The sequence below is a fragment of the Mycobacterium asiaticum DSM 44297 genome (genome assembly GCF_000613245.1).
Lineage (GTDB): Bacteria > Actinomycetota > Actinomycetes > Mycobacteriales > Mycobacteriaceae > Mycobacterium > Mycobacterium asiaticum.
In genome coordinates, this window is sequence record NZ_HG964937.1 from 1,550,523 (window position 1) to 1,577,050 (window position 26,528).

Annotated in this window: 19 protein-coding genes, 2 pseudogenes and 2 riboswitches; of the genes and pseudogenes, 9 read left to right on the forward strand and 12 right to left on the reverse strand. The window is 67.4% G+C overall.

Annotated features, from left to right (window positions below; translation table 11 throughout):
- From BN972_RS30520 to BN972_RS17675, 8 genes and pseudogenes are all read left to right on the forward strand, one after another.
- A pseudogene (locus BN972_RS30520) lies at window positions 1-230 on the forward strand (M56 family metallopeptidase); the annotation flags it as partial.
- A gap of 84 nt (window positions 231-314) precedes the next feature.
- Window positions 315-1,771: pseudogene (gene gndA, locus BN972_RS17645) on the forward strand (NADP-dependent phosphogluconate dehydrogenase).
- Window positions 1,772-1,784: 13 nt separating this feature from the next.
- Window positions 1,785-3,221, forward strand: coding sequence for a GuaB1 family IMP dehydrogenase-related protein (locus tag BN972_RS17650; protein WP_036360259.1), 1,437 nt, complete (start codon window positions 1,785-1,787; stop codon window positions 3,219-3,221).
- 7 nt (window positions 3,222-3,228) lie between these two features.
- Window positions 3,229-4,608: a hemolysin family protein gene (locus tag BN972_RS17655; protein WP_051545556.1), complete on the forward strand. Its 1,380-nt coding sequence runs from the start codon at window positions 3,229-3,231 to the stop codon at window positions 4,606-4,608.
- Window positions 4,605-5,669: a hemolysin family protein gene (locus BN972_RS17660; RefSeq protein ID WP_036360260.1), complete on the forward strand. Its 1,065-nt coding sequence runs from the start codon at window positions 4,605-4,607 to the stop codon at window positions 5,667-5,669. The genes BN972_RS17655 and BN972_RS17660 overlap by 4 nt, the downstream gene beginning before the upstream one ends.
- Window positions 5,670-5,925: 256 nt before the next feature.
- Window positions 5,926-8,124, forward strand: coding sequence for a malate synthase G (locus BN972_RS17665; protein ID WP_036360263.1), 2,199 nt, complete (start codon window positions 5,926-5,928; stop codon window positions 8,122-8,124).
- Window positions 8,117-10,177, forward strand: coding sequence for a substrate-binding domain-containing protein (locus BN972_RS17670; RefSeq protein ID WP_036360265.1), 2,061 nt, complete (start codon window positions 8,117-8,119; stop codon window positions 10,175-10,177). The genes BN972_RS17665 and BN972_RS17670 overlap by 8 nt, the downstream gene beginning before the upstream one ends.
- A gap of 3 nt (window positions 10,178-10,180) precedes the next feature.
- Complete coding sequence (locus BN972_RS17675) at window positions 10,181-11,041, forward strand: haloalkane dehalogenase (protein WP_036360267.1); 861 nt, start codon at window positions 10,181-10,183, stop codon at window positions 11,039-11,041.
- 6 nt (window positions 11,042-11,047) lie between these two features.
- Here BN972_RS17675 and gcvP read toward each other — a convergent pair whose 3' ends face one another.
- The 12 genes from gcvP to BN972_RS17735 all read right to left on the reverse strand — a co-directional run bounded on the left by gcvP (window position 11,048) and on the right by BN972_RS17735 (window position 24,426).
- The gene (gene gcvP, locus BN972_RS17680) at window positions 11,048-13,867 is read right to left on the reverse strand and encodes an aminomethyl-transferring glycine dehydrogenase (RefSeq protein WP_036360269.1); all 2,820 of its coding nucleotides are present in this window, start codon (window positions 13,865-13,867) and stop codon (window positions 11,048-11,050) included.
- 41 nt (window positions 13,868-13,908) lie between these two features.
- Window positions 13,909-14,026: riboswitch (glycine riboswitch) on the reverse strand.
- Window positions 14,027-14,124: riboswitch (glycine riboswitch) on the reverse strand.
- Between the two features lie 30 nt (window positions 14,125-14,154).
- Window positions 14,155-14,781, reverse strand: a complete 627-nt coding sequence (locus tag BN972_RS17685; RefSeq protein ID WP_036360271.1) for a MerR family transcriptional regulator — start codon at window positions 14,779-14,781, stop codon at window positions 14,155-14,157.
- 267 nt (window positions 14,782-15,048) lie between these two features.
- Window positions 15,049-15,543, reverse strand: coding sequence for a bifunctional nuclease family protein (locus tag BN972_RS17690; RefSeq protein WP_036360273.1), 495 nt, complete (start codon window positions 15,541-15,543; stop codon window positions 15,049-15,051).
- A gap of 71 nt (window positions 15,544-15,614) precedes the next feature.
- Window positions 15,615-16,367 (reverse strand): transcriptional regulator FtsR, encoded by a 753-nt coding sequence (gene ftsR, locus BN972_RS17695; RefSeq protein ID WP_036360275.1) that lies wholly within the window; start codon window positions 16,365-16,367, stop codon window positions 15,615-15,617.
- The gene (gene garA / locus BN972_RS17700; RefSeq protein ID WP_036360277.1) at window positions 16,364-16,831 is read right to left on the reverse strand and encodes a glycogen accumulation regulator GarA; all 468 of its coding nucleotides are present in this window, start codon (window positions 16,829-16,831) and stop codon (window positions 16,364-16,366) included. Before garA ends, ftsR begins: the two co-directional genes overlap by 4 nt.
- Window positions 16,832-17,082: 251 nt before the next feature.
- The gene (gene gcvH, locus BN972_RS17705) at window positions 17,083-17,487 is read right to left on the reverse strand and encodes a glycine cleavage system protein GcvH (protein WP_036360280.1); all 405 of its coding nucleotides are present in this window, start codon (window positions 17,485-17,487) and stop codon (window positions 17,083-17,085) included.
- Between the two features lie 33 nt (window positions 17,488-17,520).
- Window positions 17,521-18,306 (reverse strand): DUF881 domain-containing protein, encoded by a 786-nt coding sequence (locus BN972_RS17710; RefSeq protein WP_036360281.1) that lies wholly within the window; start codon window positions 18,304-18,306, stop codon window positions 17,521-17,523.
- Between the two features lie 3 nt (window positions 18,307-18,309).
- Window positions 18,310-18,642 carry a small basic family protein gene (locus BN972_RS17715; RefSeq protein ID WP_036360283.1) on the reverse strand — a complete coding sequence of 111 codons (333 nt, stop codon included), beginning with the start codon at window positions 18,640-18,642 and terminating at the stop codon, window positions 18,310-18,312.
- Window position 18,643: 1 nt separating this feature from the next.
- Window positions 18,644-19,567 (reverse strand): DUF881 domain-containing protein, encoded by a 924-nt coding sequence (locus tag BN972_RS17720; RefSeq protein WP_036360286.1) that lies wholly within the window; start codon window positions 19,565-19,567, stop codon window positions 18,644-18,646.
- Entirely contained in the window at window positions 19,560-20,180 is a 621-nt protein-coding gene (locus BN972_RS17725) for a CDP-alcohol phosphatidyltransferase family protein (protein WP_036360288.1), read from the reverse strand. Before BN972_RS17725 ends, BN972_RS17720 begins: the two co-directional genes overlap by 8 nt.
- Before the next feature lie 170 nt (window positions 20,181-20,350).
- Window positions 20,351-22,675, reverse strand: coding sequence for an accessory Sec system translocase SecA2 (gene secA2 / locus BN972_RS17730; RefSeq protein WP_036361182.1), 2,325 nt, complete (start codon window positions 22,673-22,675; stop codon window positions 20,351-20,353).
- Between the two features lie 107 nt (window positions 22,676-22,782).
- Complete coding sequence (locus tag BN972_RS17735; RefSeq protein ID WP_036360290.1) at window positions 22,783-24,426, reverse strand: acetolactate synthase; 1,644 nt, start codon at window positions 24,424-24,426, stop codon at window positions 22,783-22,785.
- Window positions 24,427-24,512: 86 nt separating this feature from the next.
- Here BN972_RS17735 and BN972_RS17740 point away from each other — a divergent pair, with 86 nt between their 5' ends.
- Window positions 24,513-26,435 (forward strand): ABC transporter ATP-binding protein/permease, encoded by a 1,923-nt coding sequence (locus BN972_RS17740; protein WP_036360291.1) that lies wholly within the window; start codon window positions 24,513-24,515, stop codon window positions 26,433-26,435.
- The last annotated feature ends 93 nt before the right edge of the window (window positions 26,436-26,528 follow it).

Consider the following 26,528-nt stretch of genomic DNA (forward strand, 5'->3'; position numbering starts at 1 on the left):
CGAAGTTATTACGGGCGCTGGTCGCGTGTGCCGCCGGCCGCGCGCCGTCGGGTGCCCTGGCCGCTGGCGGCGCCAGCACCGTGCTGCGGGTACGACGGCTCAACGGCAGCGGCAACAGCCCGCTGCTGTCCGCGGTGGTCTACCTGGCCGCGGCGGCGGTGTTGGTGGTGCCGACCATCGCGCTGGCCGTACCGTGGCTGACGGAGTTGCACCGGTTGGTCTCCGCCTGACGCCAAGCCAAACCCTTTGGACCGCCAGAAGTCCGTTGTGCCACAGTGTGTCCATCCAACGAAGGCCCGATCGAAAGGCAACAGATGAGTTCGTCGGATTCGAAGACTGCGACAGCCCAGATCGGCGTCACCGGCCTGGCCGTCATGGCTCTAACCTGGCCCGGAACTTCGCCCGGCACGGCTACACCGTGGCGCTGCACAACCGGTCGGTGGCCAAGACCGATGCGCTGCTGAAAGAGCACGGCTCCGAGGGCAACTTCGTGCGCAGTGAAACGATCCCCGAATTCCTTGCCGCTCTGGAAAAACCGCGTCGGGTGATCATCATGGTCAAAGCCGGCGACCCCACCGACGCCGTGATCAACGAGCTCGCCGACGCCATGGAAGAAGGCGACATCATCATCGACGGCGGCAACGCCCTCTATACCGACACCATCCGGCGGGAGAAGGCGATCCGCGAGCGCGGGCTGCACTTCGTCGGCGCCGGGATCTCCGGCGGTGAGGAAGGCGCGCTGAACGGTCCGTCGATCATGCCCGGCGGGCCCGCCGAGTCCTATACCTCCCTCGGGCCGCTGCTCGAGGAGATCTCCGCGCACGTCGACGGGGTGCCGTGCTGCACCCACATCGGGCCCGACGGTGCCGGACACTTCGTGAAGATGGTGCACAACGGCATCGAATACTCCGACATGCAGCTCATCGGCGAGGCGTACCAACTGCTGCGCGACGGACTCGGCAAGACGGCCGGAGAGATTGCCGACGTCTTCGACGAGTGGAACAAGGGCGACCTGGACAGCTTCCTGGTCGAGATCACCGCCCAGGTGCTGCGGCAGAACGATGCAAAGACCGGCAAGCCGCTGGTCGACGTCATCCTGGACGAGGCCGAGCAGAAGGGCACCGGCCGCTGGACGGTGAAGTCGGCGCTGGATCTCGGCGTGCCGGTGACCGGGATCGCGGAGGCGGTGTTCGCCCGCGCGCTGTCGGGCTCGGTGGCTCAGCGCAAGGCCACCACCGGACTCGCCTCGGGCGACCTGGGCACCAAGCCGGACAACGCGGGACAGTTCATCGAGGACGTCCGCCAGGCCCTTTACGCGTCCAAGATCATCGCCTACGCGCAGGGCTTCAACCAGATCCAGGCCGGCAGCGCCGAATACGACTGGGGCATCACCCCCGGCGATTTGGCCACCATTTGGCGCGGGGGTTGCATCATCCGGGCCAAGTTCCTCAACCGGATCAAAGAGGCCTACGACGATGACCCGGACCTGGCGACGCTGATCGTGGCGCCTTATTTCCGCAGCGCGATCGAGGCCGCGATCGACGGCTGGCGCCGGGTGGTGGTGACCGCCACGCAGTTGGGTATCCCCATTCCGGGGTTCTCGTCGGCGCTGTCCTACTACGACGCGCTGCGCACCGAGCGCCTGCCGGCCGCCCTGACCCAAGGCCTGCGGGACTTCTTCGGCGCGCACACCTACGGGCGTACCGACGAGGACCCGAGCAAGAAGTTCCACACCCTGTGGAGCGGAGACCGGAGCGAAGTACCTGCTTAGCGAGTTGCACTAGATGAAATTTCTGGACGGGCACCGCCCAGGGTTCGACCTGACCTACAACGACGTGTTCATCGTGCCGAACCGGTCCGACGTCGCGTCTCGGTTCGACGTGGACCTGTCCACCGTCGACGGTTCGGGGACCACCATCCCGGTGGTGGTCGCCAACATGACCGCGGTGGCCGGTCGCCGGATGGCCGAGACGGTGGCGCGTCGCGGCGGTGTGGTGATACTGCCGCAGGACCTGCCCATCCCGGCGGTGCAAGAAACGGTCGAGTTCGTCAAGAGCCGCGACCTGGTGCTGGACACCCCCGTGACGCTGGCGCCCGATGACTCGGTGTCGGACGCGACGGCGCTGATCCACAAGCGGGCGCACGGCGTCGCGGTGGTGGTCTTCGAGGGGCGCCCGATCGGCCTGGTGCGCGAGTCGGCCTGCGTGGGGGTGGACCGCTTCACCCGGGTCCGTGACATTGCCGCCACCGACTTCGTCACCGCCCCGGTCGGCACCGAACCACGCAAGATCTTCGACCTGCTCGAACACGCCCCGATCGACGTCGCGGTGGTGACCGGTGCGGATGGGTCGCTGGCCGGAGTGCTCACGCGCACCGGAGCCCTGCGCGCCGGCCTGTACAGCCCCGCCGTCGACACCAAGGGCCGCTTGCGGATTGGCGCGGCCGTGGGCATCAACGGCGACGTCGGCTCACGCGCCCAGGCACTCGCCGAATTGGGTGTGGACGTGCTGGTGATCGACACCGCGCACGGCCACCAGCTCAAGACCATCGAAGCAATCCAGACTGTCGCATCCCTTGGCCTCGGTGTGCCGCTGGTGGCCGGGAATGTGGTCTCGGCGGCGGGTACACGCGATTTGCTGGAAGCCGGGGCGAACGTCGTCAAGGTGGGCGTGGGCCCCGGAGCCATGTGCACCACCCGGATGATGACCGGCGTCGGCCGGCCGCAGTTCTCCGCTGTGCTCGAATGTGCTTCCGCGGCAAGGGAACTGGGCGGCCACGTGTGGGCGGACGGCGGGATCCGGCATCCGCGCGATGTGGCGTTGGCGCTGACGGCCGGCGCATCCAACGTGATGATCGGCTCCTGGTTCGCCGGCACCTATGAATCCCCCGGCGACCTGATGCGGGACCGAGAGGACCGGCCGTACAAAGAGAGCTACGGCATGGCCTCCAAGCGCGCGGTGGTCGCGCGCAGCGGCGCGGACAGCCCGTTCGACCGGGCCCGTAAGGCGTTGTTCGAGGAAGGGATCTCGACATCGCGGATGGGGCTGGACCCCGACCGCGGCGGTGTCGAGGACCTGATCGACCACATCACCGCGGGCGTGCGCAGCACCTGCACCTATGTGGGTGCGGCGAACCTGGAAGAGCTGCACGAACAGGCGATCGTCGGCGTGCAGTCGACGGCGGGCTTCGCCGAAGGGCACCCGCTGCCCACCGGCTGGTGAAAGGCTCATGAATCACTCCGGCACCGTGTTCAGCGTGCTGGCCATCCTGGCCTTGATCTTCGGCACCGCGGTGTTTGTCGCGGCGGAGTTCTCCCTCACGGCATTGGACCGCAGCACCGTGGAGGCCAACGCGCGCAGCGGCGCGAGCCGCGACGGGTTCATCCTGCGGGCCCACCGCCGGTTGTCATTTCAATTGTCGGGCGCGCAGCTGGGGATCTCCATCACCACGTTGGCCACCGGCTATCTGATCGATCCGCTGGTGGCCAACCTGCCGCACGGCTGGCTGGACCGCATTGGCACGCCCGACCGGCTGGCCGACGCGATCACCGGTTTCGCCGCGCTGGCGGTCGTGACATCGGTGTCCATGGTGTTCGGCGAACTGGTGCCCAAGTACCTCGCCGTGGCCCGGCCGCTGCGGACCGCCCGCGCAGTCGTACTGCCCCAGTGGTTCTTCTCCGTGCTGTTCACTCCTGCTATCCGGATGACGAACGGCGCCGCGAACTGGATCGTGCGCCGGCTCGGCATCGAGCCCGCCGAGGAGTTGCGGTCCGCGCGCACCCCGCAGGAACTTGTGTCGCTGGTACGCCGCTCGGCGCGCCGCGGCGCGCTGGACGACGTCACCGCGTCGCTGATGCACCGCTCGCTGCAATTCGGCTCACTGACCGCCGAGGAGTTGATGACGCCCCGCTCGAAGATCGTTGCCCTGCAGACCGACGACACGATCAGCGACCTTATTGCCACCGTCGCCGCGACCGGGTTCTCCCGCTTCCCCGTGGTGCGCGGCGACCTCGACGAGACGGTCGGGATCGTGCACGTCAAGCAGGTTTACGCGGTGCCCCGGGCCGACCGCGCAAAGACTCTGCTGACGACGATCGCCAAGCCGATCGCGGTGGTGCCGTCGACGCTGGACGGCGATGCCGTGATGGCGCAGATCCGGGCGAACTCGCTGCAAACCGCGATGGTGGTCGACGAGTATGGCGGCACCGCCGGCATGGTGACTGTCGAGGACCTGATCGAGGAGATCGTCGGCGACGTCCGCGACGAGCACGACGACGCGACACCGGACGTGGTGGCGTCCGAGAACGGTTGGCGGGTGTCGGGCCTACTGCGCATTGACGAGGTGGCGACCGCGATCGGCTACCGGGCCCCGGAAGGGCCGTACGAGACCATCGGCGGCTTGGTGTTGCGCGAGCTAGGACACATTCCGGAGCCCGGGGAGACGGTGGACCTGCCCGCGTTGGACCGCGATGGGCTCCCCGACGAGGCGACGCGGTGGCGGGCCAAGGTGGTCCAGCTGGACGGCCGCCGGCTCGACCTGCTCGAGCTGTCCGAGTGGGCTACTCCCGTCGAAAACTCGGACAGCGCTGCCGACGGGGCCGAGCGATGAACCCGGTGGTGGCGATCCTGCTGGCGGTCCTGCTGATCGCCCTGAACGCGTTCTTCGTCGGGGCGGAGTTCGCCATGATCTCAGCGCGGCGGGACCGGCTGGAGGCGCTGGCCGAACAGGGCCGGACGAGAGCGGTGACGGTCATCCGGGCCGGTGAACAGCTGCCCGCGATGCTGGCCGGTGCCCAACTGGGTGTCACCGTCGCCTCCCTGCTGCTCGGCCGCATCGCCGAGCCTGCCGTCGCCGGTCTGCTGCAGTCGTTGCTGGGGCTTACCGGCATGCATCCCGCGCTGCTGCACACGCTGGCGTTCGCGATCGCGCTGGCCGTGGTGGTGATCCTGCACGTGCTGCTGGGCGAGATGGTGCCGAAGAACATCGCACTGGCCGGCCCGGAGCGCACCGCGATGCTGTTGGTCCCGGCGTATCTGCCCTACGTGCAGGCAGCGCGGCCCATCATTGCCTTCTACAACAGGTGCGCCAACGGGGTCCTGCGGGCTGTGGGCGTCGAACCCAAGGACGAGCTTGACATCACGGTGTCCACCGCCGAGCTGTCGGAGATGATCGCCCAATCCTCTTCGGAAGGTTTGCTCGACAACGAGGAGCAGATCCGCCTGACTCGCGCGCTGCGCGTCCGCACCCGGGTGGTCGGTGATGTCGCGGTACCGCTGGCCCGGGTGCACGCCGTTTCCGTCGCAGCTCCCGGCTCCGGGCCCACCATCGGGGCCGTGGAAGAAGCTTTGGCCCAGACCGGTTATTCGCGCTTCCCGGTGGTGGGCCGCGATGGCAGCTTCCTGGGTTACCTGCACATCAAGGACGTGCTGGCGCTGGGCGACGACCCGGAAACGGTGATCGACCTGTCCCTGGTGCGTGCGTTGCCGCGAGTGCCCCAGTCGCTCGGATTACCCGACGCCCTGTCCCGGATGCGACGCAGCAACAGCCACCTGGCGTTGGTGACCGCCGACAATGGCACCGTTCAGGGCGAGATCGTTGCTGTGGTGGCGCTGGAGGATCTGGTGGAGGACCTTGTCGGCAGTATGCGCGACGATGGTGCCGGCGATTGACCGTATGATCTGAGCGGCCGCGGGTATCAGTGAAGCTGATGCAGGGAACGAAATTTCTCGTGCCCGCGTTGCCAAAAAGCGATTTCAAGGACGCCCGTCGCGTTGCTGCGGGCGAGCCTGTCAGCGTGCCGTGACCTGGCATTGCGTGCCGGTCGGGCTACGCTCGTCAGGCTGTTGCTCGGTAGGGTGATGGTAGCTAGTCGGGCCTGGTCCCGGGCTGGTTGAGGGGCCGGAAAGGCCGTTACGGAGGAGAATAATGACTGATCGGGTAACCCAAGGCAATCTGCGCGTCGCCCAGGTGCTTTACGACTTCGTGAACAACGAGGCGCTGCCCGGCACCGGTATCGACCCGGACAGCTTCTGGGCCGGCGTCGACAAGGTGGTCACCGACCTCACCCCGCGTAACCAGGAGCTGCTGGCCAAGCGCGACGAGCTGCAGGCCCAGATCGACAAGTGGCACCGGCACCGGGTGCTGGAGCCGCTGGACCCGGACGCCTACCGCCAGTTCCTCACCGACATCGGCTACCTGCTGCCCGAGCCGGACGACTTCACCATCACCACCTCAGGCGTCGACGACGAGATCACCAGCACCGCCGGCCCGCAGCTGGTGGTGCCCGTCCTCAACGCCCGGTTCGCGCTGAACGCGTCCAACGCGCGGTGGGGCTCGCTGTACGACGCCCTGTACGGCACCGACGTCATCCCCGAAGACGGCGGCGCCGAGAAGGGCGACAGCTACAACAAGGTGCGTGGTGACAAGGTCATCGCCTACGCCCGTGAGTTCCTGGACGGGGCGGTCCCGCTGGCGTCGGGATCCTGGGCGGATGTGACCGGCCTCAGCATCGAGGACGGGCAGCTGCAAATCGCCCTCGATGGCGACGCCACTACCCTGGCCAGCCCGGAAAAGTTCGTCGGGTACCGCGGCGAGCTGGGCTCCCCCGACTGGTCGGTGCTGCTGCTCAACCACGGCCTGCACATTGAGATCCTGATCGACCCCGACTCACCGATCGGCAAGACCGACGCCGCCGGCATCAAGGACGTGGTGCTCGAGTCGGCGGTCACCACGATCATGGACTTCGAGGACTCGGTCACCGCGGTCGACGCCGACGACAAGGTGCTCGGCTACCGCAACTGGCTGGGCCTGAACAAGGGCGACCTGGCCGAGGAGGTCGCCAAGGGCGGCAAGACCTTCACTCGCCGTCTCAACGAGGATCGCACCTACACCACGCCCGACGGCGGCGAGCTGACGCTGCCCGGGCGCAGCCTGCTGTTCGTTCGCAACGTGGGCCACCTGATGACCAACGACGCCATCGTGAGAACCGAGGCCAACGGCGAAGAAGCAGAGGTGCCGGAGGGCATTCAGGACGCGTTGTTCACCGGCCTGGCCGCGATTCACGGGCTCAAGGCCGGCGATCAGAATGGCCCGCTGCTCAACAGCCGCACCGGCTCGGTGTACATCGTCAAGCCCAAGATGCACGGGCCCGAAGAGGTGGCGTTCACCTGCGAGCTGTTCAGCCGCGTCGAGGACGTGCTGGGACTGCCGCAGGCCACGTTGAAGGTCGGCATCATGGACGAGGAGCGCCGCACCACGGTCAACCTGAAGGCGTGCATCAAGGCGGCCGCCGACCGGGTGGTGTTCATCAATACCGGGTTCCTCGACCGCACCGGCGACGAGATCCACACCTCGATGGAAGCGGGCCCGATGATCCGCAAGGGTGCCATGAAGAGCACCACGTGGATCAAGGCCTACGAGGACGCCAACGTCGACACCGGACTGGCCGCCGGCTTCAAGGGCAAGGCCCAGATCGGCAAGGGCATGTGGGCCATGACCGAGCTGATGGCCGACATGGTTGAGCAGAAGATCGGCCAGCCCAAGGCCGGCGCCACCACCGCGTGGGTGCCGTCCCCGACGGCGGCGACCCTGCACGCCATGCACTACCACCAGGTGGACGTCGGCGCCGTGCAGGAAGAGTTGCAAGGCAAGAAGCGCACCACTATTGACGAGCTGCTGACGATCCCGCTGGCCAAGGAACTGGCCTGGGCCCCCGAGGAGGTTCGCGAGGAGGTTGACAACAACTGCCAATCCATCCTCGGTTACGTGGTGCGCTGGGTCGAACAGGGCGTCGGCTGCTCGAAGGTGCCCGACATCCACAACACCGCGCTGATGGAGGACCGCGCCACCCTGCGCATCTCCAGCCAGTTGTTGGCCAACTGGCTGCGGCACGGGGTGATCACCCGCGAGGATGTCCGGGCCAGCCTGGAGCGGATGGCCCCGCTGGTGGACAAGCAGAACGAAGGTGACCGCGCCTACCGGCCGATGGCGCCCAACTTCGACGACAGCATCGCCTTCCTGGCCGCCCAAGACCTGATCCTGGAAGGCGGACAGCAGCCTAACGGGTACACCGAACCGATCCTGCACCGCCGCCGACGGGAATTTAAGGCACGCGCGAGTGGGTAGGCACAGCAAGCCCGACCCGGAAGAATCGGTCCCCGATTTCGAACCGGAACCGGTCGCTGATCCTTCCAATGAGTTCGAGGACGCGGATTACCCGGAGGACTTCGGGCTCCGGGAGCCGGCCGAAGGGCGCTTCGATGTCCCCGATAGCGGGTCCGCAGGTCCGGAGGAACCCGACGGCCCCGCTGCCCGCGATGACGACTACCCCGACGACGAGTACCCAGACTTCGGGCAGCGGCCGTCGGAATTCGAGCCGCCCGCCGTGGAGTCGGCCGCAACTCCCCCGCCTCCGCCATTTCGCGGTGGGCACCGGGGGCTCGGCGAGCGGCTGGGCGGGCACCGCAGCGCCGGTGGCCGCCGTGGCGTCAGCATCGGCGTGATCGTTGCGCTGGTCGCCGTCGTCGTAGTAGTGGCGGGCGTTATCGTTTGGCGCTTCTTCGGCGACGCGCTGTCCCACCGCTCGCACACGGCCGCCGCCCGTTGCGTGGGCGGCAAGGACTCGGTCGCGGTGCTCGCCGACCCGACGATCGCCGACCAGGTCAAGCAGTTCGCCGACAGCTACAACGCGTCGGCCGGCCCGATCGGTGACCGCTGCGTCGAGGTCACGGTCAAGCCGGCCAATTCCGACGCCGTCATTGGTGGTTTCATCGGAAAGTGGCCGGCCGAGCTGGGCAACCAGCCAGGGTTGTGGATCCCGGGCAGCTCGATCTCGGCTGCCAGGCTGTCCAGCGCGACGGGCCAGAAGACGATCAGCGACAGCCGTTCGCTCGTGACGTCGCCGGTTGTGCTCGCGATCCGGCCGGAGTTCGAGCAGGTGCTCTCGAAGCAGAACTGGGCGGCGCTGCCGGGGCTGCAGTCGAATCCGAACTCGATGGCCGGGCTGAACGCCCCCGCGTGGGGTTCCCTGCGGCTAACCGTGCCACAGACCGGCAACGGCGACGCCTCCTTTCTGGCCGGCGAGGCGATCGCTTCCGCGTCGGCACCCGGCGGCTCTCCCCCGACCGCGGGCATCGGCGCCGTGCGCACCCTGGTGAGCGGGCAGCCCAAGCTTTCCGACGACTCGCTGACCGAGGCGATGAACGCGCTGCTCAAACCGGGAGACCCGGCAGCCGCGCCGGTGCACGCGGTGGTCACCACCGAACAGCAGTTGTTCCAGCGCGGCCAGTCGACCTCCGACGCCAAGGGCAAACTGGTCTCCTGGCTTCCGCCCGGGCCTGCCGCGGTGGCCGATTACCCGACCGTGCTGCTCAGCGGTTCCTGGTTGTCGCGGGAACAGACAACGGCCGCCAGCGCCTTCTCCCGGTACATGCACAAGCCGGAGCAACTCGAGCGGCTGGCCAAGGCGGGGTTCCGGGCCGAGGGAGTCAAGCCGCCAAGCAGCCCAGTCACCAGCTTCCCAGCTCTACCCGCCACCTTGTCGGTCGGCGACGAGGCCACCCGGGTGACCCTGGCCGACACCCTGGCGGCGCCGTCGACCGGCTTGGCCGCAACCGTCATGCTTGACCAGTCGCTGCCCAACGACGACGGCGGCAAGACGCGGCTCGCCAACGTCATTGCGGCGCTTAATGGCCGGATCAAGGCATTGCCGCCCAGCGCCGCCGTCGGGCTATGGACATTCGACGGCCACGAGGGCCGGGCGGAAGTGCCGATCGGACCGCTTGCCGACCAAGTCAACGGCCAGCCGCGCTCGGCGGCGTTGCAGGCCGCGCTGGACAAGCAGTATTCGTCCGGCGGCGGGGCGGTGTCGTTCACCACGCTGCGGATGATCTACCAGGAAATGCTGGCCAATTACCGTGCCGGCCAGAACAATTCGATCCTGGTCATCACCGCCGGGCCACACACCGACCAGACGCTGGACGGTCCGGGACTGCAGGAGTTCATCAAGAGCGCGGCCGACCCGGCCAAGCCGATCGCGGTCAACGTCATCGACTTCGGCGGCGATCCGGATCGGGCGACCTGGGAGGCCGTCGCCCGGCTCAGCGGCGGCAGCTACCAGAATCTGCCCACGTCGGCGACTCCTGACCTCACCACCGCGGTGAACACCTTTCTGAGCTAGGCGATGAGCCCGCGATTCACGCCCGACCCGCAGCTCTATCCATTCGAGTCGCGGTGGTTCGACAGCTCGCGGGGCCGGGTGCACTACATCGACGAGGGCGAGGGCCCGCCGATCCTGTTCTGCCATGGCAATCCGACGTGGAGCTTTTTGTACCGCGACATCGTCGTGGCGCTGCGGCACCGCTTCCGCTGCATCGCCGTGGACTACTTGGGCTTCGGCCTCTCGGAGCGGCCGGCGGGCTTCGGGTACACCGTCGCCGAACATGCCGCGGTAGTAGGCGAATTCGTCGACCACCTTGGTCTGGACGGCTACGTGACCATGGGCCAGGACTGGGGTGGCCCGATCGGCCTGGCGGTCGCGGTCGAGCGGGCCGACCGGGTCCGCGGCGTCGTCCTGGGCAATACCTGGTTCTGGCCCACCGAGGAATTGAGCACCAGACTGTTCAGCAAGGTGATGTCCAGCCGACTCATGCAGTGGGCGATCCTGCAACGAAACTTTTTCGTGGAGAGGCTCATTCCGGCCGGCACCGAGATCCTGCCGAAGGAAGCGGTGCTGGACCATTACCGCCGGGTGCAGCCCGACGCCGCGGCCCGGGTGGGAGTGGCGGTGCTGCCCAAGGAGCTGCTGGCGGCGCGTCCGCTCCTGGACCGGTTGGCCCGGGAGGTGCCCGCGCTGCTCGGCGGCAAGCCCGCGTTGGCGGTGTGGGGCATGCGGGACGTGGCGTTCCGGCCCGGACCGGCGATCCCCCGGCTGCGCGCGACATTTCGCGATCTGGTGGTGGTTGAACTGCCCACCGCCAAGCACTTCATTCAGGAGGACGCGCCGCAGCGCATCGCCCAGGCCATCATCGACCGCTTCGGCTGAGGGCCGTTATGCGAACGCCTCGACCGGCGGGCACGAGCAGACCAGATTGCGGTCGCCGTAGGCGCCGTCGATGCGCCGCACCGGCGGCCATACCTTGGGACGAAACACCTTCCCCAGCGGGTAGGCGGCCTCCTCGCGGGTGTAAGGGTGATCCCACTCCGACGTCAGCAGGCACTCGGCGGTGTGCGGTGCGCCGCGCAGCGGGTTGTCGTCCACCGGCCACTGTCCGGACCCGACGCGGTCGATTTCGGCGCGGATCCCGATCATGGCCTCGCAGAACGCGTCCACCTCCGCCAGGCTCTCGCTTTCGGTCGGCTCCACCATCAGCGTGCCAGCCACCGGGAAGCTCATCGTCGGAGCGTGAAAGCCGTAGTCTGCCAAGCGCTTCGCCACATCGTCGACGGTGACACCGGTGGCCTTGGTGATGCCGCGCAGATCCAGGATGCATTCGTGGGCGACCATGCCGTTCTCGCCGGTGTAGAGCACCGGGAAGTACTCGTCGAGTCGACGGGCGATGTAGTTGGCCGACGCGATCGCGGTCAGCGACGCCGCCCGTAGGCCGTCACCGCCCATCATCCGGATGTAGGCCCAGCTGATCGGCAGGATCGAGGCGGACCCGTAGGGCGCCGCCGAAACCGGATGCCCGCCGGGAAGCTCCGGCGCGTACGGGTGGCCCGGCAGGAACTGGGCCAGGTGCGCGCGCACCGCCACCGGCCCGACACCCGGACCGCCGCCGCCGTGCGGGATGCAGAACGTCTTGTGCAGGTTCAGGTGGCTGACGTCGCCGCCGAACTTGCCCGGGCGGGCCAAACCGACCAGCGCGTTGAGGTTGGCGCCGTCGACGTAGACCTGACCGCCGGCGTCATGCACGGCGGCGCAGATCTCAGCGATGTCGTGCTCGTAGACGCCGTGGGTGGACGGGTAGGTGATCATGAGCGTGGAGAGCCGGTCGGCGTGCTCGCTGACCTTTGCGCGCAGATCGGTCAGGTCGACGTCGCCGTTTTCCAGGCAGCCCACCACGACCACCCGCATCCCGGCCAGCGCGGCCGACGCCGCGTTGGTGCCGTGTGCGCTGGACGGGATCAGGCAGATGTCGCGATGCGGCTCACCACGGCTGGCGTGGTAGCCGTGGATGGCCAGCAGGCCGGCGTATTCGCCCTGCGAACCGGCGTTTGGCTGCAACGAAACCGCGTCGTAGCCGGTGATCGCGACCAGCCAGTTTTCCAGGTCGCTGATCAGCCGTCTTAGGCCCGGGGTGTCCGAGGCCGGCGCGAACGGGTGCTGACGCCCGAACTCCGGCCAGGTGATCGACTCCATCTCGGCGGCGGCGTTGAGCTTCATCGTGCACGAGCCCAGCGGGATCATGCTGCGGTCGAGCGCGATGTCCTTGTCTGCCAATGTCCGCAGGTAGCGCATCATCGACGTCTCGGTGCGGTACTGGTTGAACGCCGGGTGGGTGAGGAATTCCGATGTGCGCGTTGCGATGTCAGTGCTGGCCGGCGCGGCGGCGACACCGAAGGCTCCCAGCACCGTCGCCACGTGCGCGTCGGTGGTCGCCTCGTCGCAGGAAACAGACACGTGGTCGGCGTCGACGCGCCACAGGTTCACCCCGCCGGCCTTCGCCGCGGCGACCACCTCGTCGGCACGGCCGGGGACCCGGGCCAGCACCGTGTCGAAGTACCGGTCGTGCACCAGCGCCTCGCCCAGGGCGCCGGCGATGGCGTCGGCGTGGGCATGGATGCGTCGCGCGATGCCGGCCAACCCCTCGGCGCCGTGGTAGCTGGCATACATGGCGGCCATCACCGCCAGCAACACCTGCGCCGTGCAGATGTTGCTGGTGGCCTTGTCGCGGCGGATGTGCTGTTCGCGCGTCTGCAGCGCCAACCGGTAGGCGGGGGTGCCGTCACTGTCGACCGACACTCCCACGAGCCGGCCGGGCAGTTGCCGGGCGTGCTTGGCGTGCACCGCCAGGTATCCGGCGTGCGGTCCGCCGAATCCCATCGGGACGCCGAACCGCTGGGTGGTGCCGAACGCGACATCCGCGCCGATCTCCCCCGGCGGTGTGATCAGGGTCAGCGCCAGCAGGTCCGCACCGACGGCCACCAATGCGCCGCGGTCGTGAGCCTGTTGCACCAGCGCCGTCCAGTCGGTGATCCGGCCGCTGGCTCCCGGCAGCTGGGCGATGACCCCGAAGAAATCTCCGTCGGGCAGCCCGTTGCGCAGATCTGCGGTGACGATCTCGATGCCCAGCGGCCGCGCCCGGGTCGCCAGGATCGCGGCGGTCTGGCCGAACACGTCGACGTCGACCGCCAACCGGTTGGCGGGCCCGCGGTACGCGCGGTGCATCAGGGTCATGGCCTCGTGGGCGGCGGTGCCCTCGTCGAGCATTGACGCATTGGCGATCTCCAGGCCGGTCAGGTCGATGACCATCGTCTGGAAATTGAGCAGCGCTTCGAGCCGGCCCTGGCTGATCTCGGGCTGGTACGGGGTGTAGGCGGTGTACCAGGCCGGGTTCTCCATGATGTTGCGCAGCAGCACCGGCGGGGTGAGCGTGTCGTAGTAGCCCTGCCCGATCATCGAGACGGCGACGGTGTTGCTGTCGGCCAGGGCGCGCAACTCGGCCAGGGCCTCGGCCTCGGTCGCGGCCGGCGGCAGGGCATCCAGCCCCGGCGCCGCGCCGGCGGTCAACTTGTCCAGGATCCCGGTCGGGACGGCCTTGGCGGCGAGGTCGTCCAGCGAGTCGACCCCGATGACGGCGAGCATGGTCGCGATGGCCTGACTGTCCGGCCCGATGTGGCGGTCGGCGAACGCGGGCTGAGTGGTCACGGTGAAACTCCTGACGGGGCAGAGGACGAGCGGATCAGCGGCCCTCCCCCTCTGTCCTCACCTGCGTGTCAGGCGCCTGAGAGATTCGGCGCGCCGAGGCGCCTTTCCCCATCGGCGGGCGACGACCGCATCGGTCGTCACCACTTTCCAGAGGCATCGTTGTCCGGCGCGGTCCGGGTGCCTGAGAGGTTGATGGAGAGGTATTGCTCCTTCGGCGTCTGTAGCTGGCAGCTACAGAACTCTCCCGCGCGAGTGCGATGCGGGATCCAGTTTACTCCGGGACCGGGTCAGCCGATCTTGCGGTCGCGGTGCTTACGGCGCGAGGCCAGCTCGTCTTCGGGAGCCGCGATCGACTCGCCGCCGTCGGCGCGCTCGCCCGGGAAGTCGGCGATCACGCCGGTCAGCTCCCGCATGGCCCCGGACACCGCGATGCCGAACACCCCCTGGCCGCCCTGCAGCAGGTCGACGACCTCTTCGGCGGAGGTGCATTCGTACACGCTGGTGCCGTCGGAGAACAGCGTGATGTTGGCCAGGTCCTGCACGCCGCGCTGGCGGAGATGGTCGACCGCGACCCGGATGTTGTGCAGCGAGATTCCGGTGTCGAGCAGCCGTTTGACGATCTTGAGAACCAGGATGTCTTTGAACGAGTACAGCCGCTGGCTGCCGGAGCCGGCCGCGCTGCGAATGGAGGGCACCACCAGCGAGGTACGGGCCCAGTAGTCGAGCTGCCGGTAGGTGATGCCGGCGATCTGGCAGGCGCTTGGTCCGCGGTAACCCACCAATTCGTCGGGCACCGAGTCGTCGGGGAACAGGCCGGGCTGTACGGGCTCGCTGACCGCCGCTGGGCTCTGACCGCCGGTGGCGGACGCGTGTTCGGCAAGATCAAGCTGTTCTTGGCGTGGCTGCTCGCTCACGGTGCTTCCTCTCGCCGATAGCGCATTGTCGGTAGCTGCGGCATTTGGCTGCCCCCGACAGCCACGTTAGCTCAGGCCCGAGTGCTTGAGAGCATACGCTGTTCGGTGGCTGTCGTGCTCTGGGTCGATCATCAACCAGTCATCAAAGTATGGCCGCCTTCGCGATCAGTCGGTGATATCCGCCAGGCGTGTCGACAATCCGTTGTGTGATATGAGACGCATCTGTTACCTGGAGCGGGTACATGCCCTCCCCTGCGTTCGCGGGGCCTAGGTCGCCTTGAAGTCGTCAGGTGAGACGCTGTCGAGGAACTCCTTGAACTTCTCCACCTCGTCCTCACGCACGGCGCTGCTGGCCTCCTCGTCGCCCTCGTCGGGGATCAGCAGGCCGGCCTGGGCCAGCACCGCCTCCTCGACGTAGATGGGCACGCCCACCCGCAGCGCGATCGCCACCGAGTCCGACGGCCGGGCCGACACCTTGATGTCGCGATCGAAGATCAGATCCGCGTAGAACGTGCCTTCCTGCAGGTCGACGATGCGCACCTCTTTGAGTGAATGGCCAAGCGCGGCAATCAGATCCCGGATCAGGTCATGGGTCAACGGCCGCGGCGGCTCGACGCCTTGCTGCTCGAGCGCGATCGCGGCGGCCTCCGACTGCCCGATCCAGATCGGCAGGTAGCGGTCACCGTTGGCCTCGCGCAGCAGCAGCACCGGCTGGTTCTGCGGCTGCTCTACGCGAATGCCGACAACACGAACTTCACCCATCTGTGTCTGCCCTCCGCATGTGCCGCTTGGACTCACTTCGCCGAACACCAGCTTCGAACGAAGTCTAGTCCTCAGCGGTGCAGAACGTCGCGAACGGCGGACTTGATCAGCGAGGTGTGCAAAGTAATTGCCAGTGCCGCGACCTCCCGGGCCAAGTCGTCAGCTCGATCGCGCGCACCGGCCTTATCCGCCTTGACCAGCGGGCCGGCGATCTGGGCGATCAGGTCCGACTGGCGATCGGCCGCAGAACGAAATGCGCGCAGATGCCGCGGCTCGACGCCGTAATCGGCCAGCGCCCGCGCACATTGGAGGATTACCACTGCGTGTTCGTCGAAGAAACCACCCGGCCCGGTGGTGATCACGCCCGCCTTCACGAGCGCGGTCAGTAACGCGTCATCCACCCCCGAACGGTTCAGCAGGTCTTCGCGGCTGAGCCGGACCTGGGTGGGTGCCACGGCGCCCGGGTCGGCGGCGGCCCCGGAGCCAGTGGCGGCTTCCGAGCCGTCCACCGACACCAATCGCGGTACGCCGTAAGGCGATCCGATGGCCGGCAGCTCGCCGTCGGGATGGGCGTCCAGCTGTGCCCGGATCACCTTCAGCGGCAGATAATGATCGCGCTGAGCGGTCAGAATGAAACGCAGCCGCGCACAGTCGTACGCGGTGAACCTCCGATAGCCCGACGCCGCACGTTGCGGCGTGACCAGCCCCTCCGCCTCCAGGAAGCGGATCTTGGAGATGGTGACGTCGGGAAAGTCCGGTCGCAGCAGGTCCAGTACCGCCCCGATCGACATCCCCGCCAGGCCGGGACTATCGGGTGCGGTCACTGGCCCCCGGATCCCCCGTCGTCATCGCCCTTGGGCCCCGTCAGGAAGACCAGGCGGAACTTGCCGATCTGGACCTCGTCACCATTGGCCAGCACCGCCGAGTCCACCGGCTCGCGGTTGACGTACGTTCCGTTCAGGCTGCCGACGTCGACAACGTTGAACTCGCCGCTTTCCAAACGGAATTCGGCGTGCCGGCGGCTCACCGTGACGTCGTCGAGGAAGATGTCACTGTCGGGGTGCCGACCGGCCGACGTGATGGCCTGGTCCAGCAGGAAGCGAGAACCGGCATTGGGCCCGCGTTTGACGACCAGCAAAGCCGAGCCGGCCGGAAGGCCTTCCACCCCGGATACCGAGCTCTCGGGACCCGCTTGAGCGGGCGCGTCCAGTTCGTTGAGGAAGTCGGCGCGGAAGACGGAGGTCGTCTCCACGGTGACTTCGTTCTGGTCGTCGTCCTTGTCCGTCACCCGTGCTCCTCACTGGCCGCTGTGGCGTTGTCTGACCGGGCCGGTCGGCCGGCTTTCTCCTCGGATTTATCGTCTGTACTGCCGTTACTGCTGTCTAACGCATCAAGTATTTGATATCTCGACCGTACCGCGTTCCGGTCCGGTATATGCCGACCACTGCCAGGATCGTAAGCCCCACACCCCGGCTTCTTCTAGATCCCCCATGCTGCGGTGCGTTCTGTTCCGAAACGCTTTCGGGACCTTAGCAATCGTCATTCGGTCAATGTGCCGCGGTAGGCCTCGGCGTCGAGAAGCCCGGCGATCGCCGAGTCCAGTGCGCTGACCTCGGAACCGTCGACCTGGATTTCCAGCAGCCAGCCGGCGCCGTAGGGATCGGAGTTCAGCAACTGGGGACTGCCGTCTAGATCGCCGTTGACCGCAGACACTTTGCCCGATACCGGGGCGTACAGATCCGACACCGATTTCGTCGACTCCACCTCGCCGAAAGACTCGCCGGCCGAGAGCTCGGTGCCCACGTCGGGCAGTTGCACGAAGACGACGTCACCGAGGGCCGACTGCGCGAAATCGGTGATTCCGACCCGCACGGTGTCATCTGCGCTGCGGCGAACCCACTCGTGTTCGGCGGTGTAGTGCAGATCGGACGGGATATCGCTCACGGTGATCCTGTTCTGGTCGGTTTCGCTGGCGGTTCACTTGCCGGGCTGAGCGTATTGGTGTGGTTTTGGTTGTCGCAAGGTGGTCACCTCGACCCGGTCGGCCTGCTGCACTGACATCCGTCCCCCGACCCGTTTGACGCTGTCGTCCGCTCCGCCCGGAATGTTCATGGCCGCCGCGAGGGTGGGCGGATCCCCAATGGCCAGAATCGAATACGGCGGCGAGAACCCCTTGGTGTCGATGGTCAGCGAACCTGCCGAACCGGTGACCCAGGTGTCCACCCCGACCCGCACCGACTGGTGTGCGTCATTGATCTGGATGGCCTCGGCACCGGCCGCGCGCAGTTCGTTGATCACGTCGAGCATCACCTCCGCCGAGATTCCCGGGCCTGGGTCGTCGATCTTCACCGTGACGCCTGGGCCGCTAGCTCCGACCGCGCCGACCAGGATGGACAGCGCCGCCAGCCTGGCCTGGGCGTTCTCGATGGCGACCTGGTCGGTATTGCCCGAGGCCTGCAACGTATTGAGGGTGTTCTGCAGGTCGGCCACCTCGGTGCTGAGCGTCGCCTCTCGTTGCCGCAACGAGTCCAACAGCACCAGCAGGTCGGCCGGGCGCGCGGTTTCCAGGGAGTCGCCGGAATCGTTCTGGCGGACCTGGGTGACGATCGCGACCCCCAGCACCAGGCACAGCAGCGCGGCCAGGGTCCCGAACGCCAACCGGGACCGGCCGCGTCCGGCCCCTGCCTCGGTTTCGGGCCGCGAGCGGTCTGGTGGCAGTTCGTGCCGGCCGTGCCGGGCGGGGTTCGGTGGTTCCTGGCTCATGGGTCACGCTCCGAACAGCCGGCGCCGCAGCGCGGCCGCGTTGCCGAAGATTCGGATTCCCAGCACGACGATGATCGCGGTGGACAACTGGGTGCCGACCCCTAATTGGTCGCCGACGTAGACGATCAGCGCGGCCACCAGGACGTTGAACACGAACGAGACCACAAAGACCTTGGGGTCGAAGATGCGCTCCAGGTAGGCCCGCAAACCGCCGAACACCGCGTCGAGCGCCGCGACTACCGCGATCGGCAGATACGGCTGGATCACCTCCGGGACGCTGGGGTGAAAAATCAATCCCAGCACGATGCCGATGGCAAGCGCCGCGATTCCAATCATGTCACTTGGGCCCAATCTCGTTGGCGAACTTGACCTCCCGGCTCGATCCAGCGGGCAGCGCCAGCTTTTCGCCGACGTTGACGCTGACGCCGACGCTGTAGGAGACCTCCAGCAGTCGCAGCCGCCGCAACCCGGGACTCCGCTCGAAGCTATCCCGCATCGTCTGCGCGGGACCAATCGCGAGGATGACGTACGGGCTCGTGGTGGGGTTGTTGTCGACCAGGATGGCGCCGCCGGCCTGGCGGATGGTGACGTTGGGGCCGATGCGGGCGCCGTCGACCGAAATCGCTTCCGCGCCACTGGCCCAGAGGGAATTGACGACAAGTTGCAGGTCGCGGTCCAGGATGATCTGCCGACTGCCGTTCACCCGCTGTTTGGACGCGTCCGAGAGATTCGGGCTGGCACCCGGGTCGGTCACCGTGACCGTCAGACCCGGGCCCGTCACCGCGGTGCTGGCCGCCGCCAGGCTGAGCGCATCGAGTCGGCTCAGCAGACGTTGCCCCTCCGCATCGTCGGCCAGCGCGACGCGCTGCACTTCGTCGACCCTGGCCGCCAGCGCGCTGCGCTGCTTGGCCAGCCGACCGGCCGCGGACTGCGTCGAGCGGACATTGGTCGCCAGGACCTGCTGTGCGGTCCGCACCCCGGGCGCCACCGAGCGGGCCTGCGCGACGGCGGCGGCGAACACGGTGGCGACCAGGGCCGCCGCCAACGCCTGCCACATCCACCCGAAGGCGCGGGTACGGGCGGTTTCGGGTTCCGCGCGGCGCTCTCGTTGGGCGGCTGCCGCCGCGTAGCCGGGGTCGAGATGTTCGGACAGCAGGGCGCGCAGCAGCGACGGCACTGGAATGTGTTGCGGCCGAGGGGCATCTGCGCGGTAGCCGGCGTTGGGGTCGTACCCGCCGAGCAGGTGGTCCCGGTCAGCCATGATCGCCCGCCTTCGGGGCCGACGACTGTCTGTTGAGCTTGGGCAGTTGGCGCATCACCAGGACCATCTGCACCAGGTAGAGCACGAAGGCCCACAGATACATGTACAGGCCCCAGCCTAGAAATGCCCATCCGCAGGCGCCGACCACGCGGCTCCACAACGCGTCCCAGCGGCCGAGCAGCACCAGCGGGAATCCGGACATCAGCGCGAAGGTTGCCGCCTTGCCGACGTAGGACACCGGCAGCGCCGAGAGGCCGCGGCTCCACAACAACGGCAGCGTCCCGGCCAGGATTGCGTCGCGGGCCAGCAGCGTCAGCACGAACCACCAGGGGGCGATCCCACTGATCGCGAACACGATCGGCACGGTGACCATGTAGAGCCGATCGACTGCCGGGTCGAGCAGCATGCCCAGGCGCGACGACTGGTCGAGCAGCCGGGCGATCTTCCCGTCGGCCCAGTCCGAGACACCGCTGAACATCAGGATTGCGACGGCCCAGCCGTAGGCGTGGGTGCCCAGCATCAGGTAGACGAAGACCGGGATGAGTGCCAGGCGGATGACACTCAGCACGTTGGGCACCGTCAGCACCCGATTCTGGGCGAGCACTGGCTCCATGAGCCGTGACCTTAGCCCGGTGACGATGCGGTCCGCACGGCGGACCGAGGAGGAGCCGGGCGATTGAGGTGGCGCCCGGTGACGATGCGGTCCGCACGGCGGACCGAGGAGGAGCCGGGCGATTGAGGTGGCGCCCGGTGACGATGCGGTCCGCACGGCGGACCGATGCGTCAGCGGAAGACGCCGGGCAGGCTCAGCGTGGACAGCGTGTCGTCGGACAACGGGTTGTCGTTGACCATGTAGGTCCACGTCGACGTCGGGCGCGCCAGCTTGGACAGGTCCGGCCCCGGCTCGTCCTCGAGGATGTTGGCCGTTTCAAAGGTCTGCTGGGCAGCCTCGATCGCGTCGGCGGCCAGTGATGCGAACGCGTCCACTGCCATCCGGTGGAATTCGTCCAGCGGGTTCTGCCGGCCCAGCGCACGCAAGTGGATGCTCTCGCGGATGTCGGCCAGGTAGGCCAGGTGGTCGGCCCAGCCGCGGTCCAGGTGGTACAGCATGATCAGCCGGCAGATCTTCTCCAGCCGCTCCTCGCTGACGTCCTCGGCCAACTCCTTGTACCGCTTCGGCGCCAAATCCTCGAGCTCCTCGCGGGCGGTCGGGGTGCGCAGCAACGTGTTTCGCCGTTCCACGATGATGGCGCGTTGCTGGGCGATCAGTTGGTTGTAGCGCCAGGTGTTGGCGTGCACATCCAGCAACCGACCCTCGGCGACCCGCTGCGCATGGTCGAGCAGGCCACTGGCCTTGGGACTCAGGATGCGGCCGTCCTCGTCGGTCTCGGTGGGCAGCTTGTTGCTGTCCAGGTTGGCCGCCACCACCTCGTCCTCCCAACTCGAGAAGAACACCGAGGACCCCGGGTCCCCCTGACGTCCCGCCCGGCCGCGCAGCTGATTGTCCAGCCGCTCGGTGTTGTGCCGGCCGGTGCCGACCACGTGCAGTCCGCCCAGTTCGGCGACCCGGTCGTGGTCGGACTCGTCGGAACCGCCGAGCCGGATGTCGGTGCCGCGCCCGGCCATCTGCGTCGACACCGTGACCGAGCCGTAGGTGCCGGCTTCGGCGATCACCTGCGCCTCTTCGGCGTCATTCTTTGCGTTCAGCAGTACGGCCGGGACGTTGCGCCGCACCAGGCGCTCGTGGAGGTCCTCGGATTCCGCGACATCGCGGGTACCGACGAGCACCGGCTGCCCCGTCTCGTGCACCTGGGCGATGTGGTCGACGATCGCGTCGTTCTTGGCGGCCGCGGTGATGTAGACCCGGTCGGGCTCGTCTTCCCGGATGTTGGGGGTGTTCGGCGGGATCGGCGACACCCCCAGCTTGTAGAACTGGCGCAGCTGTTCGCCCGCGGCCAGCGCCGTGCCGGTCATGCCGCACACCGTGGAGTAGCGGTTGATCAGCGCCTGCACCGTAATGGTGTCGAGCACTTCACCGGTCTCGGTGGTCTCGATGCCCTCCTTGGCTTCCACGGCCGCCTGCAAACCGTCCGGCCAGCGTTGCAGTTGCGCGATGCGCCCGCGTGAGGAGTTGATCAGGTGCACCGCGTCGTCCCGCACGATGTAGTGCACGTCGCGCTGCAGCAGCACGTGCGCGTGCAAAGCGACGTTGACCTCGGTCAGCGTGGTGCCGACGTGCTCTTCGGAGTAGAGGTCGATGCCGCCGAGCGCCTTCTCGACCTTGCGCGCCCCCGCCTCGGTCAGGTGGACATTGCGGCTGTCGGCGTCGGTGTCGTAATCCTTCTCAGCGGCCAGGTTGCCGACCAGCTTGATGATCTCCAGCCGAGGCGTCTCCCGGTGTGTGGTGCCCGCCAACACCAGCGGCACCAGCGCCTCGTCAACCAGCACCGAGTCGGCTTCGTCGATGAGTGCGACGTCGGGGTTGGGTGAGACCAGGTCGTCGACGTCGGTGACCAGCTGGTCGCGTAGCACGTCGAAGCCGATCTCGTTGACCGACGCGTAGGTGACGTCGCAGTCGTAAGCCGCTTTGCGGTCCGCTTTGGTCGATTCGGCGGTGATCCAGCCGACCGTCAACCCCATTGCTTCGAGCAGCGGCCCCATCCATTCCGCGTCGCGGCGGGCCAGGTAGTCGTTGATCGTCACCACATGCACGTGCCGTCCGGCCAGCGCGTAGCCGGCGGCGGCAATCGCGCCGGCCAGCGTCTTGCCCTCGCCGGTGGCCATCTCGATCACGTCGCCGGCCAGCATGCGCAACGCGCCCAGCAACTGCACGTCGAACGGGCGCAGCCCGGTCGCCCGCTCGGCGGCCTCCCGCGCAATCGCCAAAAACTGCGGAATATCGGCGGAGTCCGCCAGGTCGTCCAGGTTGAGCAGCCCGGATGCCTTACGCAGCTTCTCGTCGCTGAGGTCGGCGGCTTCCTTCTCGTACTCTTCGGCCGCGGTCACATCGGCCATCGAGCGGCTGCGGTTCTTTTCGGTGGTGGCCCCGAGCAGCCGCCAGAATCGGCTGCTCAGCCGGCCGGGCTGAGAGCGGGTGGTCTTTGGCACAGCCCCACGGTACGCGAACACAACACCGGGGCGAGCGTGCGTGTCGTGCCACCGACACGCCGCCACAGCTGGCATTTCACGCGCGCTCGCGAGCGGAAAGGGAGCCGTCAGGCCAAGTTCGATCGACGCGGGTAGGCCACGCTCGGATCGGTCAGGACGTTCACGACGGCCGGCAGACCGCTGGCGAAGGCGCGTTCCAGGGCCGGGCGCAGCTCGACCGGCGCCGAAACCAGTTCACCGTGCCCACCGAGGGCACGCACCACCTCGTCGTAGCGGGTGCCGGGGCGCAGTTCGGCTACCACCGAATAGCCGTACAACGCCTCCATGGGGTGCTTTTCCAGGCCCCAGATTCCGTTGTTGCCCACCACCGACACGACCGGCACGTTGTGGCGCACCAGGGTGTCCCACTCCATCCCGCTGAACCCGAAGGCACCGTCGCCCTGCAGCAGCACCACCTGTCGGTCGGGCCGCGCCAGCTTGGCCGCCAGGGCGTAACCGGGCCCCGAACCCAGGCAGCCGAACGGCCCACTGTCCAGCCAGCAGCCCGGCTGATAGCTGTCGATGACCCGGCCGGCGTAGGAACCGAAGTCTCCGGCGTCGATGACGACGATCGCGTCCCGGTCCAGCAGTGGGGCCAGCTCGGCGTAGACGCGCATCGGATGCAGCGGGATCCGGTCCTCGGCGAGCTCGGCCTTCTCCTGATCGCGGGCGCTGTCTTCGACCGCGCGCAGCTCGTCGATCCAGTCCTGATGGTCGGCCGCGCGCGAACCGGCGAGCGCGGAGAGCGTCGCGGACAGGTCGCCGTAGAGCTCGGCGGAGACTGGGCGCGGATGGTTGCGTTCGGGCCGCGCCCGATCAGCCACGACGAGCTGTGTCTGCGCACCGAACACCCCACCGAAGCCGAGACGGAAATCCATGGGCACGCCGACGATCAGCGCGACGTCGGCGCCGCCCAGCGCCTTTGAACGCGCCCGGGAGAACGCCAGCGGGTGGTCGGCGGGCACCGCGCCACGAGCCATCCCGTTCATCAGCACGGGTATCCGTAGCTGTTCGGCAAGCCGCAGCAGCGCGGTCTCCCCCCGCCCCCACCACACGTTGGTGCCGGCCATGATCACCGGCCGCTGCGCCTTGGCCAGCAGGTCGGCCACCCGATCCAGCGCGTCGGCATCCGCGGCGGGCGCGGCGGGCCGGGTGGCCAGCGCGCCGGGTCGGCCGTCGTCGTCGGACACCGAAAAAACGTGATCCATTGGAAAGTCGACGAACCCGACTCCCGACGGCGCGCCGACCGCCGCCTGCAGTGCCTGGTCGACGAGCCGGCCCGCGTCCTCGGCGGACTGGGCGGTGGCGGCGAAACGCGTAAGCGGCGCCACGAACGGCACGTGGTCGATCTCCTGGAGCGAGCCCATCCCCCAGCGCGCGGCCGGGGCCCGGCCACCGAGCACCACCAACGGCGACTGGTTCTGCTGGGCGGCGGCCATCGCGCTCATCCCGTTGGTGACGCCTGGGCCCGCGGTGAGTGCGGCCACGCCCGGCACCCTGGTGACCTTCGACCATCCTTCCGCGGCGAAGGCTGCGGTCTGCTCGTGGCGGGTGTCGATCAGCCGGACATCTTCGTCGCGGCAGCCGTCGTAGATCGAAAACAAGTGGCCACCCGACAGCGTGAATACGGTGTCGATACCGCTGGCCTTGAGGCGGCGGGCTACGAGCCTGCCCGCGTGCACGGTCTGGGTGGGGGCTGCTTCGGTGCTCATAGGGGCAGCCTATCCACCCGGTTCAGGTACCTTCGCCGAAGTATTTCGTTGCGCAGCAGCCGCACGCCTGTGAGGAGACGACGACCTTGGGCCCCAAGCCGTTCACGCCGAAAATTGATTGGTCGCAAGCTCTTCCGGATTCGGTGCGCTGGCTCGCCATAGCGTGGGTGGTCAGCGCCATTTGTCTGTTGCTTGCGCTGGTCTTAATGAGGTTTTTCACCCCATGGGGCCGCCAGTTCTGGCGGATAACCCGCGGGTACTTCGTCGGACGCAATAGCGTCCGAGTGTGGCTGATGCTGGGCGTGCTGCTGCTCTCCGTACTGATGTCCGTGCGCTTGGATGTGTTGTTCAGCTTCTTCAGCAACGACATGTACACCTCCGTGCAGACAGCCGTGGAGGGCATGGCCGAGCACGACGCCGTCATCAAACAATCTGGGGTGCACGGGTTTTACGTTTCGATGGGAATTTTCAGCGTGTTAGCGCTGGTTTTCATCGCTCGCTATCTCGTTGATATCTACCTGCTGCAGCGGTTCGTGATTTCGTGGCGCATGTGGCTGACCCGCCACCTCACCGATGACTGGCTGGATGGCCGGGCTTACTACCGAGACCTGTTCATCGACCATACGATCGACAACCCCGACCAGCGGATTCAGCAGGACATCGACATCTTCACCGCTGCCAATACCGAGGGCACCCCTAACACGCCCGCCAATGGGACCACACAGACGTTGTTGTTCGGGGCTGTCAACGCGGTCGCGTCGGTGATCTCGTTCGCCGCGATCCTGTGGAACCTGTCCGGACCGCTGGACGTGTTTGGTTATGTTTTGCCACGCGCAATGTTTTGGACCGTGCTGGTTTTCGTGCTGATCGCCTCAGTGGTCGCTTTCCGATTGGGCCGTCCATTGATCTGGCTCAGCTTCAACAACGAGAAACTCAACGCCGCCTTCCGTTACGCATTGGTGCGACTGCGCGATGCCGCGGAGGCAGTGGGGTTCTATCGCGGTGAGCGCGCCGAACGGACACAACTATGGCGGCGCTTCACTCCCATCATCGACAACTACCGCACGTTCGTTCGTCGTTCCATAATCTTCAACGGCTGGAACTGGTCGATGTCTCAGGTAATCGTCCCGTTGCCGTGGTTGATCCAGGCCCCACGATTGTTTGTCGGCCAAATCAAGTTCGGTGACGTGACCCAGACCGCCGCCGCATTCGGCCGCATTTCAGACTCGCTGTCGTTCTTCCGCAATCAATATGACGCCTTCGCATATCTGCGGGCCGCGATCATCCGCTTGCACGGCCTGGTCGATGCCAACGATCGCGGACGTGCGCTGCCGGCGGTGCTGACCACACCCAGCCAGGACGGATCGGTCGAGATAGAAAACGTCGAGGTGCGCAAGCCGGACGGCGATCGGTTGATCGATCCGCTCGACGTTCGGCTCGAAGCCGGCCACTCGCTGGTCATCACGGGACAATCAGGTGCGGGTAAAACCACCTTGTTGCGCAGCCTGGCCGAACTGTGGCCCTACGCCTCAGGAACCCTTCGTCGGCCGGGTGGCGAGAACGAGACGCTGTTCCTGTCGCAGTTGCCCTACGTCCCGCTGGGGACGCTGCGCGCAGTGGTGTGTTACCCGAACTCGTCGGACGGGGTCACCGATGCCGAGTTGCACGAAGTGATGACGAAGGTGGCGCTCGCGCCGCACATTGCGCATTTAGATGAAGAGCAGGACTGGGCCAAGGTGCTGTCGCCGGGCGAACAACAGCGCGTGGCCTTCGCACGCATACTGCTGACCAAACCGAAGGCGGTATTCCTGGACGAGTCCACCTCGGCCTTGGACCCAGGCCTGGAATATGCCCTCTATCAGCTGGTGCGCAACGAACTTCCGGATTGCGTCGTGGTCAGCGTCAGTCACCGGCCCACGGTTGAACAGCATCACGACCGCCAGCTCGAATTGCTCGGCGGGGGCCGATGGCGGTTGGGTCCGGTGCAGCAGGAACCGGCAACCGTTTAGTGCACAACCCGATCCGGACCCAGCGCGTAAGGACCAGCCATATGGGGCGGAGGGCTCGCTGAACCGTTGCAGCCGGCGCGCACAGCTAAGCTG

What these genes read in the sequence shown, in the direction of transcription:
- BN972_RS17735 (WP_036360290.1), bottom strand. Translation starts at nt 24,426, where the DNA reads ATGAGCACCGAAGCAGCCCCCACCCAGACCGTGCACGCGGGCAGGCTC.
- BN972_RS17655 (WP_051545556.1), top strand. Translation starts at nt 3,229, where the DNA reads ATGAATCACTCCGGCACCGTGTTCAGCGTGCTGGCCATCCTGGCCTTG.
- BN972_RS17665 (WP_036360263.1), top strand. Translation starts at nt 5,926, where the DNA reads ATGACTGATCGGGTAACCCAAGGCAATCTGCGCGTCGCCCAGGTGCTT.
- BN972_RS17660 (WP_036360260.1), top strand. Translation starts at nt 4,605, where the DNA reads ATGAACCCGGTGGTGGCGATCCTGCTGGCGGTCCTGCTGATCGCCCTG.
- BN972_RS17675 (WP_036360267.1), top strand. Translation starts at nt 10,181, where the DNA reads ATGAGCCCGCGATTCACGCCCGACCCGCAGCTCTATCCATTCGAGTCG.
- BN972_RS17715 (WP_036360283.1), bottom strand. Translation starts at nt 18,642, where the DNA reads ATGATTGGAATCGCGGCGCTTGCCATCGGCATCGTGCTGGGATTGATT.
- BN972_RS17720 (WP_036360286.1), bottom strand. Translation starts at nt 19,567, where the DNA reads ATGGCTGACCGGGACCACCTGCTCGGCGGGTACGACCCCAACGCCGGC.
- BN972_RS17710 (WP_036360281.1), bottom strand. Translation starts at nt 18,306, where the DNA reads ATGAGCCAGGAACCACCGAACCCCGCCCGGCACGGCCGGCACGAACTG.
- BN972_RS17650 (WP_036360259.1), top strand. Translation starts at nt 1,785, where the DNA reads ATGAAATTTCTGGACGGGCACCGCCCAGGGTTCGACCTGACCTACAAC.
- BN972_RS17690 (WP_036360273.1), bottom strand. Translation starts at nt 15,543, where the DNA reads ATGGGTGAAGTTCGTGTTGTCGGCATTCGCGTAGAGCAGCCGCAGAAC.
- BN972_RS17725 (WP_036360288.1), bottom strand. Translation starts at nt 20,180, where the DNA reads ATGGAGCCAGTGCTCGCCCAGAATCGGGTGCTGACGGTGCCCAACGTG.